Consider the following 947-nt stretch of genomic DNA (forward strand, 5'->3'; position numbering starts at 1 on the left):
AAAAGAGACCAGTAGCTACGTGCCAAAACTTCTCGCTCTTGCGGGCGTGGTGGCAAACCAAGAAAAGTACGGTAGCGACATTCCATCTATCCCAAACAAACCAGTGCTGACGTTAGTCGATCCGAAAGAACAACTGGATCTCGCTATCGCTGCTGATTACGCGGGCATCGGGGTAAAAGAGCTGCAAAGCTACAACCCTGCCTACAACCAATGGTCCACCGCACCAGAAGGTCCTCATCAGCTTCTTATTCCTGTGGAGAAGAAGGATGCGTTCTTAACTCAAGTTGAGAGCAATCGCGGTAAAGGCATGAAAGTCGCGCGTTACAAAGTCAAATCTGGCGACTCGTTGAGTATGTTGGCGAAGAAATACGGTACGACCTCAAAAGTGATTCGTCGTGCTAACGGCCTGTCGAACAACAACATTCGCATTGGTCAGTACTTACTTATTCCGACGTCAACCAAAGACGATTCAAAGTACGCACTTACAGCGCAAAACCGTTTGAACAAAACGCAATCGCAAGCTCGTGGCCAGCTGAAACTGTCACACGTTGTGCAATCGGGTGAAAGTTTGTGGTCTATCGCTCGTGACAACAAGGTTTCACACAAATCGCTAGCAAAATGGAACGGCATGGGACCAAAAGATACCCTGCGCGTCGGTCAAAAGCTGGTGATTTGGAAAAAATCAGACCAAGGCGCCGTGATTCGTACCGTGTTCTACAACGTTCGCTCTGGCGACACCATCAGTGGCATCGCAAGCAAATTCAAGGTGAAGAGCAACGACATCGTAAAATGGAACTCGCTGCATAAGCAGAAGTACCTAAAACCGGGTCAAAAACTTAAGCTGTACGTAGATGTAACTAAGGTAAGTGTATGAACCCGTCAAGTAACCCACTCGTAATGTTGTTGGATATATTCCGTTCTCCAACCTCTTGTTTTCTTGCGCTTTA

1 protein-coding gene is annotated in these 947 nt (G+C 47.4%); it reads left to right on the top strand.

Annotated elements, in window-relative coordinates; genetic code table 11:
• Nucleotides 1–874: LysM peptidoglycan-binding domain-containing protein (locus tag R7190_RS26015; protein WP_318137700.1), on the top strand; the 874-nt coding region annotated here is incomplete at its 5' end.
• Between the last annotated feature and the right edge of the window lie 73 nt (nucleotides 875–947).

The organism is Vibrio sp. 1078-1 (assembly GCF_033340475.1).